This window comes from Psychrobacter sp. UBA3068 (genome assembly GCF_002366815.1).
Classification (GTDB): Bacteria; Pseudomonadota; Gammaproteobacteria; order Pseudomonadales; family Moraxellaceae; genus Psychrobacter; species Psychrobacter namhaensis.
This window is the reverse complement of sequence record NZ_DFBY01000002.1, coordinates 80,212-88,463: the sequence shown is the minus strand read 5'-3', so window position 1 is coordinate 88,463 and position 8,252 is coordinate 80,212. Positions and strand designations below refer to the sequence as shown.

7 protein-coding genes and 1 rRNA gene are annotated in these 8,252 nt (G+C 44.7%); 6 read left to right on the top strand and 2 right to left on the bottom strand.

Features of this window, described 5'->3' with window-relative positions; genetic code table 11:
* Positions 1-206: 206 nt before the first annotated feature.
* The 6 genes from rrf (at position 207) to B2P60_RS00470 (ending at position 5,606) form a co-directional block, all read left to right on the top strand.
* A 5S ribosomal RNA gene (gene rrf / locus B2P60_RS00495) occupies positions 207-320 on the top strand.
* 359 nt (positions 321-679) lie between these two features.
* Entirely contained in the window at positions 680-1,741 is a 1,062-nt protein-coding gene (locus B2P60_RS00490) for a TRAP transporter substrate-binding protein (protein ID WP_230709937.1), read from the top strand.
* Positions 1,742-1,758: 17 nt separating this feature from the next.
* The gene (locus B2P60_RS00485; protein WP_198334880.1) at positions 1,759-2,286 is read left to right on the top strand and encodes a TRAP transporter small permease; all 528 of its coding nucleotides are present in this window, start codon (positions 1,759-1,761) and stop codon (positions 2,284-2,286) included.
* Positions 2,283-3,572 carry a TRAP transporter large permease gene (locus B2P60_RS00480; RefSeq protein WP_286738858.1) on the top strand — a complete coding sequence of 430 codons (1,290 nt, stop codon included), beginning with the start codon at positions 2,283-2,285 and terminating at the stop codon, positions 3,570-3,572. The genes B2P60_RS00485 and B2P60_RS00480 overlap by 4 nt, the downstream gene beginning before the upstream one ends.
* A gap of 320 nt (positions 3,573-3,892) precedes the next feature.
* Positions 3,893-4,942 carry a 5'-nucleotidase gene (locus B2P60_RS00475; RefSeq protein WP_230709932.1) on the top strand — a complete coding sequence of 350 codons (1,050 nt, stop codon included), beginning with the start codon at positions 3,893-3,895 and terminating at the stop codon, positions 4,940-4,942.
* 58 nt (positions 4,943-5,000) lie between these two features.
* Positions 5,001-5,606, top strand: a complete 606-nt coding sequence (locus tag B2P60_RS00470; RefSeq protein WP_286738855.1) for a rhomboid family intramembrane serine protease — start codon at positions 5,001-5,003, stop codon at positions 5,604-5,606.
* A gap of 83 nt (positions 5,607-5,689) precedes the next feature.
* Here B2P60_RS00470 and B2P60_RS00465 read toward each other — a convergent pair whose 3' ends face one another.
* Positions 5,690-6,235, bottom strand: a complete 546-nt coding sequence (locus B2P60_RS00465) for a hypothetical protein (protein ID WP_286738854.1) — start codon at positions 6,233-6,235, stop codon at positions 5,690-5,692.
* Positions 6,236-6,381: 146 nt separating this feature from the next.
* A complete protein-coding gene (locus B2P60_RS00460; RefSeq protein ID WP_230709926.1) occupies positions 6,382-8,250 on the bottom strand; it encodes a sodium:solute symporter family protein in 1,869 nt (622 codons plus the stop codon).
* Positions 8,251-8,252 lie beyond the last annotated feature (2 nt).

Genomic DNA, 8,252 nt, shown 5'->3' with positions numbered 1-8,252 from the left:
GCTCGTTTGGCTTGACCATACAACACCCAAGTGTTTTGTATACAAGTATAATTAATCTATCTTGTATAAGCTGTAGTGGCTTATAACGAAGAAATATATTTCGATATCACCTTTAACCTTGATTCAGTTAGGTTACAAGTTGATCGGCAACAAGCTAATACTTGATGTCAATAAATACAACAACAGACTCATATCTAACCCCCTTTGCTGACGACAATAGCACGATGGCACCACCTGATCCCTTCCCGAACTCAGAAGTGAAACATCGTAGCGCCAATGGTAGTGTGGTTCGCCCATGTGAGAGTAGGTCATCGTCAGCTCTCTATTCTAAGTAAAAGCCCCCTCCGCTAACGCGGAGGGGGCTTTTCTTTGTGGGTAATTTCTTATGAGTTTTCAAAATCAACTGCTTCCTACCGCTTCTTATTTGGACGTTTATGTTTGAGCGTCACTTCTTTGCTTAAATCTATTGAATAAAACTCATACCAGACCTTAAAACTCATATAAATATATTTTTAAAATGATTTGACTTATATCGTTTTAACTGATAATTTTAAATGGTATGTTATTGAAGCTAACCACATGGAAGTATTAGCTGATTAAATATAACGGCATGTTAGTGGCTTAAAGCACTAAATATAAGTGTTACTCCTATTCTCATAATTATCAAAAGGAATTGATAATGAAGTTAGCTCCTCTTTTTTCAATAGGTGCTTTAGCAGCTATTAGTCTTTTAGGCTGTTCTAATCCATCGGCTAGTACTGCTAATGGCTCATCAGCGACCTCTCAAGATCCCACTATTTTACGTTTTTCTCACTTTTGGCCAGCAACTTCCTCTATTAGCACAGAAGTGTTTGAGCCTTGGGCCAAACAAATAGAAACTGACTCTAATGGCCGCCTAAAAGTAGAGCTGTATCCTTCAGCGGGTCTTGCCAAAGCAGATGTTACTTATGAAGCTGCTGCGAAAGGAACGATAGATATTGGTTCACAAGCCCATGGCTATACCAATGGTCGCTTCCCTTTAACTCAGATTACTGAGCTTCCGGGCTTATCGAATTCAGCCACCCAAATGGGTTGTATGCTGCAAACCCTTTATAATGATGGCACACTTGCTAGTGAATATGAGGACACACACCTTTTGTTCATGTATGGTGCGGGTCCTGGGTCGCTTCATACGACGGATAAGCTGATTCGAACACCAGCAGACATGAAAGGTATGCGTATCCGCCGGCCCTCTGCGGTTGCTGGTGATATTATTGAAAGTGCTGGTGCATCGCCTGTCGGATTACCTGCCAATGACATGTATACCTCGCTACAGCGCGGTGTCGTTGATGGGCTAAGCTTCCCTTGGGAGGCGGTAACGGCCTTTAAGATTGACGAGATTACTAAGTATCACACCAATATCCCTTTTTATAGTTCGGCACTTATGGTCACTATGAATAAGGACAAGTATGAAAGTTTACCTGATGATTTAAAGCAAGTTTTGGATAAAAACTCAGGTATGGCGCTGGCCAATAAAGTTGGTGAAGTGTTTGATAAACATGACCAAATGGCCATACAAGCTGCCAAAGATAAAGGCGATGAAATCATTGAAATACCTGATCCCCTAAACGATCCAGACTGGAAAGGACCGCTGCAAAAAGGAACACAAAAATATCTAAGTGATGTCAATGCTTTGGGTCTAGACGCTGATAGTGTCTATGAAAAAGCGAAAGCTGCTAGTGCCGCCTGTAAAGTGGTATAACCCTTTGGAGGCGCTGTATGACATTCTTAATAAAACTTAGTACCCTCATCTCAAGGCTGTGCCAATTTATTGGTGGCATCAGCCTTATCATTATCGTCCTAACCACCATGTTAGACGTGACTGCCCGCTACATTTTCAAGCTCACTGGTGGTGAGCTTGGATTTACGGTCAAAGGGGGTGTGGAGATTGTCTCCTACTTTATGCTGTTTGCATTGCTGGCCGCCTTTGCCGCTTTCGTCGAGCGCTCACAAATCATCGTTGACGTCTTTACCCAGAAAATGCCTCAGTCTATCAAAGGTTACTTGATGGGCCTCTTTATGCTTGGCTTCTTCTTTATTGGCGTTGTCTTTACTTGGGGTCTTTATGAGAGTGCCATTGACGCGCTTGAGTACGGCAAAGTCACCCAAGATCTGCGTATATCCATGATGCCCATTTATGCCATCAGTGCCTTTTTAAGCCTGTTGCTCGCCATTCGCTCACTGATCGAATCTATTAATATATTTAAGACAGGCGAGTTTTTTGACGCCGAGGAGACAGGCGCATGAGTCCAGAAATTATCGGTGCAATTGGCTTAATCGTCATGATCTTACTGGTCGTCTTACGTGTACCCGTCGCGCTTGCGATGCTAGGTGTGGGTCTCTTTGGTTTTGGCGCCGTCACCGCCCCTAGCGGCGCCTTACAAATGCTCAAAGACATCCCAGTCGATGTCTTGGCCAAATATGATTTTAGTGCCATTCCTTTATTTATTTTGATGGGGGTCTTTGCCACCCATTCGGGTATGGCGGGCAAACTGTTTGAAGCCACCCGAACCATATTTGGTGGGGTGAGGGGAAGCCTTGGTATTGCTGGTATCGGCTCCTCTGGTATCTTTGCTTCTATTTCAGGTTCATCTCTCGCCACCGCCTCTACCATGACCAAAGTTGCCTTACCCCAGATGGAGAAGTACGGTTATCAGCCAGGCTTTGCCTGCGGTGTCCTTGCTGCTGGCGGTACGCTGGGTATCATGATTCCGCCCAGTATTGCCTTACTGGTCTACGCCATCTTAACGCAGCAATCTGTTGGTGACATGTTCATCGCTGGCTTCTTACCGGGTATGCTTGGCATGGTGATGTATTCGATCACGGTCATGATCATGGTGCGCTGGAAGCCCCACTTAGCGCGTCGCGGTGAATCTACGCCTTGGAAAGAAAAGCTTGTATCATTAACTGGTCTGATACCCTTTAGTTTTATCTTTATTGTGATTATTGCTGGTATTTTCTTTGGGTTATTTACCCCAACAGAAGGGGCAGCTGTAGGTGCTTTTGTTTCTTGGGCGTATGCTTTTGCCAAAGGCATGCGTATGAAGGGGCTGAAGCAATCGCTCATTGAAACGCTCGCACTATCTGCGGTGGTGTTTTTTATGCTGCTGGGTGCTGAAGCATTGGGTTACTTTATCTCAGTCTCTCGCTTGTCTTACACGCTTGCGACTTGGATTGGTACACTCGCAGTCAGTCCGATGGTAGTACTCATCTGTATTTTGATTATGTACTTTTTGCTTGGGCTGTTTATGGATGCCTTAGCGATGTTAGTGATTACCATTCCTGTGGTCTATCCCATCATAGTTGCTTTAGGGTTTGATCCGGTATGGTTTGGTATTATTGCGGTGTTGACGGTAGAGCTTGGTTTGATCACACCGCCCATGGGGATGAATATTTTTGTCATTAAAGCGATGGCACCGCACATTAAACTGTCCGATATGTTCCGCGGGGTCGCGCCTTTTATTGTCTCTGATGTGATTCGTTTGGTTATTTTGGTTGCGTTCCCAGCCATATCTCTAGTGTTGTTAACGTAAGGGCTAACGATAAAAGAAAGTCTAAAGAGTCGGTAAGCCGTTGTCTAACAATTTATCTATGTTTTAAGCCACATTGTGTTCATCACAATGTGGCTTTTTTATGGGAAAGCGATAAGTTGGTTTAGAGGCTAGACTGCTCATCACAATATAAAAATAATAAAGACACTTTGAGCTGTTACTTTGTCTGCTCAAGTTTAAGCATCGTTGTACGGTTAAGTTATATTGCACAGTGATAACTTTTCTTAGCATTCTAAAGGCGGGTGAATGTAGTAAACTGGTAGATACTTTCGTATAGATAACATGATAGGCAGAGAAGATACATGGCAGTCGATTTTAGTAACACGCTAATAGTCGCGATTTCTGCAACCGCGCTTTTTGACTTAACAGAGTCAGAAAACTATTTACTGCAGCTCTTAGAGCAGCGACCTACCAGCGCTATTAAAGAGTTCCGTGACTACATGAGCGAGCGTGAAAACGATCCTTTAAGTATTGGTGCTGGCTATCCGTTGATCAAAGCACTGCTCAATCTAAATGACTACTGTAATACAGAGGGCACAGAGTTAGAGATGGAAGCCCCACTAGTAGAAGTCGTTATCGTCTCAAAAAGCAGTCCAGATACGGGTATCCAAGTACTTAACGCGATTCTTGAACACGGGCTTAACATTTCACGATCAGCGTTTATTTCAGGCAGCCTTGTTGCGCCTTATATTCAAGATTTCAACGTTGACTTGTTTTTAACCACCAACCGTGATGATGCGCAGCAAGTTGCTGACGCTAATATCTGCGCTTGCGCGATACTCGATGCGACGCCTGTAAACACATATGAGTTAGATACCAATCAGCTGCGCATTGCTTTTGATGGAGATGCGGTGCTATTTGATGATTCAGGCGAGCTACTTTATAAGCAAAAAGGTCTGCGCGCCTTTCATGATCGTGAAACGCAGATGCGTGACTTACCCATCGAAAAAGGCCCTTATGCGGAGTTACTGATTAAGCTATCAAAATTACAAGAGCGCCTGCCAGCCGGTCTCAAATACTCTCCAGTAAAGATTGCATTGGTGACCGCCCGTAACGCACCCGCTGATCTACGTGCGATCAAGACACTACGAGAATGGGGAGTCAATGTCGATATGGCGTTTTTCTTAGGTGGCCTAGAAAAAACAGCAGTACTGAGAACGTTTGCTCCCCACATTTTTTTTGATGACTCGATCAAGCATATTGATGCAGCACGTAGCTTCATTCCTACTGCCTTGGTTCCTTATCATTCGACATCATTACTACACGGCGACAGTTACTTAACGGCGGATAAAGATGTGTCCTTGTTGGCTTTTACACCGGTAGAGCGGCCCCTTTTTGCCGTGAGTCATTAAGGCGGTTCTAAAAAAGTAGGGCAACAAGAAGGTCATTCACAAAAAGACAAGGTGTGGTATGAATTGGCAGCAGTTATTCAGCTTGATTGTGATACGAATAAAGCAGGTGATTGGTTTATATGCTTTTGTATTAATACCCATGTGGGGTATGTTTTTATTAAATGAAGTCGCGCTGTTTGGACTGTGGAATATTTTTGGTATTGTCCCGCGTGCTTTAGACGTGGGCAGTCTGATAGGGGTGTTTGCTTCGTGGACGATGCATGGCAACTTTCCGCATTTACTTGGTAACACTGTCACGTTGTTACAAATCTTATTCTTGTTTGGTTTGTTTGAAAAAAATGCTTATCGTACTGTGCTAAAGCTGATTGTCGCCTCCGGTTTGGTCACTTGGGTGATTGGCTCACCATCTTCCATTCACATTGGTGCTTCAGGACTGTGTTTTGCGATGCTCGGTTACATGATAGGCGGCGCCGTGTTTGCTCGTCGATGGGGGTATCTAGTGGCCTGTATTATTATGGGGACTGGCTATTGGCTGACTATCAAGCAAGGACTAATGCCCCAACAAGGCATCTCGTTTGCGGCGCACTTTGGCGGTTTGTGCGCCGGACTACTGTTAGGAGCTAACTCAAAGCATACTTATTCAGCAACTTCACAGCGCTATTAAATGCCCCAAACACATAAAATTTAATAGAAACGCTCTCATCGTTATGTCTCAATATCGATCTATTGCTCACGCTTATGGCATTGCTAGTTTTTATCAGTGCAAATACTGGTGAATAATGGATCATCGGTCGCCAAATCTCGCCATGCTGTTGTTTGCTTCACATGTTCATCAATCGAAAGCTGGCTGCCTTTTTCGGGTAACACATAATCTGCGCGTGCAGGGATGCTGCAATCGATGACTTGTGGCACTTTTTGCACACTTCTACGCCGTTCAAATAAATACAAATTGACCAAATATATATTTGGGTTGTTGACTTGCACAGTGGCGTTGCCAACATCGGCCGCTATAAAACGTAATATGTGTGGCTTAGCGTATGACCATGGGCGGAACCATTCGGTACTTTCCGCGGTTTTTACGACTTGCACGCCTTTTGGTAGCTTACTTACTTGTTGACCATACCAGTTATATTCTTGGTGTATTTGAAAGGCAAACATGCCGATAGCCGCAAATAGAGGAATCAGCCATTTGGGTGCGCGTTTGCCTGCCAGTTTACTGAGATGAGTTATGATTAGTGCCAGCCCAGCCATACCAAATGCAGCAGCTATGGTAGCGATAAACTCAAAAAGCATAAAATCTTCCTTAATACGATAGGCACATTGAATAAAGCAAAAATCCAAAGACTTTTATAACAAATAGGAGATAAAAAAATCACTCACAAGCAGCTACTGCCTGTGAGTGATATATGGTAACTGACAATATATCATCATTTGGAAGCTTAGTGGTCGATGGCTCCACCAGCGCCACGTGGCGAACGAACGCTTTCTACCAATTCTTGAATATGTAACGGCGGTGCTTTAGTCGCATAAGAAACAATAAACGCTACGATAAAGTTCAACAATGCCCCAATCGCGCCAAATGATAATGGCGAGATACCGAACAACCAGTAGTCGGCTGTATCAGGGAAGTTTGCCGTACCGCTGATGAAAAACCAGCCTTTAAAGACAAAGATATAAACCAAGATACTAATCAAACCTGTCAGCATACCAGCGATCGCACCAATATTGTTAACACGTTTAGAGAAGATACCCATCATTAGCGCAGGGAAGAGTGAGGCACCAGCGATACCGAATGCTAATGCTACCACCTGTGCTGCAAACCCTGGTGGGTTAATACCGAGCCATGTAGCCACGACAATCGCGACACTCATGGTGATACGTGCGACTAGTAGCTCACCTTTATCACTAATGTTTGGATTAAGATTACGTTTAATCAAATCATGACTGATGGCTGAGGATATCGCCAGTAGCAAACCAGCGGCTGTTGATAGTGCTGCGGCTAGGCCACCTGCTGCGATAAGTCCAATAACCCATGGTGGAAGCTGTGCAATCTCTGGGTTGGCCAGTACTAAGATATCAGCATTGACATCAAGCTCGTTACCCGCCCAGCCTGCATCGGCAAAGCGGCCGTCAACTTCTAGATCATGTGCGACACGTGCTGTCTCAACAGCGGTAGTCGCGGCAGCCACATCACCGCCCTCAGTTTGTGCACTGGCTAATGCAGTTTCTGCAGCGCCAAGTCCACTGTCGTTATACATCTGGATACGACCATCATTATTGAGGTCAGTATATTTAATAAGGCCCGTGTCTTCCCACGTTCTCATCCAGTCTGGACGTTGATCATAGTCGATAGCAGGCTCTTCGACACCTTGTGGATAGATAGTGTCGATAAGGTTTAGACGCGCCATAGCACCTACTGCAGGCGCAGTAAAGTACAGAAGTGAGATGAACACTAACGTCCAACCAGCAGTCCAGCGAGCGTCAGCCACTTTAGGAACGGTAAAGAAGCGAATGATAACGTGTGGTAGACCAGCTGTACCAATCATAAGCGATAAGGTAAATAGCACCATATTTAGCTTATTAGGGACATCAGCGGTGTAGGCTGTGAAACCCAGGTCAGTCACTACCTGATCGAGCTTGGTCAAGATAGGAACGCCAGATTCTATATGGTTTGAAAATAAACCCAAACCTGGAATTGGATTGCCCGTCAACTCAAGTGAGATGAAAACGGCAGGAATGGTATAAGCAATCATAAGAACCACATACTGCGCAACCTGCGTGTAGGTAATCCCTTTCATACCACCAAGGACCGCGTAGAAGAAGACCACAACAGCTGCAATGATAAGACCAGTCGTGTTTTCAACTTCTAAGAAGCGTGAGAAAGCAACACCAGCACCCGTCATCTGACCGATAACGTAAGTGGTCGACGCGATAATCAAACAAACCACTGCAATCATAGCGGCGGTCTTAGAATAAAAGCGATCGCCAATAAAATCAGGAACGGTAAACTTACCAAACTTACGTAAATAAGGCGCAAGTAGCATGGCGAGTAGGACGTAACCGCCCGTCCAGCCCATCAAATACGTTGATGCACCGTAACCACCAGCAGCAAGTAAGCCTGCCATCGAGATAAATGACGCCGCGCTCATCCAGTCAGCAGCGGTTGCCATACCATTTACAACGGGATGCACGCCGCCGCCTGCAACATAAAACTCACTCGTTGAACCAGCACGCGCCCAAATCGCAATACCGAAGTAAAGAGCGAAAGATAGACCTACAAAAATAATATTAATCGTAAATTGACTCATGG

What these genes read in the sequence shown, in the direction of transcription:
- B2P60_RS00490 (WP_230709937.1), top strand. Translation starts at nt 680, where the DNA reads ATGAAGTTAGCTCCTCTTTTTTCAATAGGTGCTTTAGCAGCTATTAGT.
- B2P60_RS00470 (WP_286738855.1), top strand. Translation starts at nt 5,001, where the DNA reads ATGAATTGGCAGCAGTTATTCAGCTTGATTGTGATACGAATAAAGCAG.
- B2P60_RS00465 (WP_286738854.1), bottom strand. Translation starts at nt 6,235, where the DNA reads ATGCTTTTTGAGTTTATCGCTACCATAGCTGCTGCATTTGGTATGGCT.
- B2P60_RS00475 (WP_230709932.1), top strand. Translation starts at nt 3,893, where the DNA reads ATGGCAGTCGATTTTAGTAACACGCTAATAGTCGCGATTTCTGCAACC.
- B2P60_RS00460 (WP_230709926.1), bottom strand. Translation starts at nt 8,250, where the DNA reads ATGAGTCAATTTACGATTAATATTATTTTTGTAGGTCTATCTTTCGCT.
- B2P60_RS00480 (WP_286738858.1), top strand. Translation starts at nt 2,283, where the DNA reads ATGAGTCCAGAAATTATCGGTGCAATTGGCTTAATCGTCATGATCTTA.
- B2P60_RS00485 (WP_198334880.1), top strand. Translation starts at nt 1,759, where the DNA reads ATGACATTCTTAATAAAACTTAGTACCCTCATCTCAAGGCTGTGCCAA.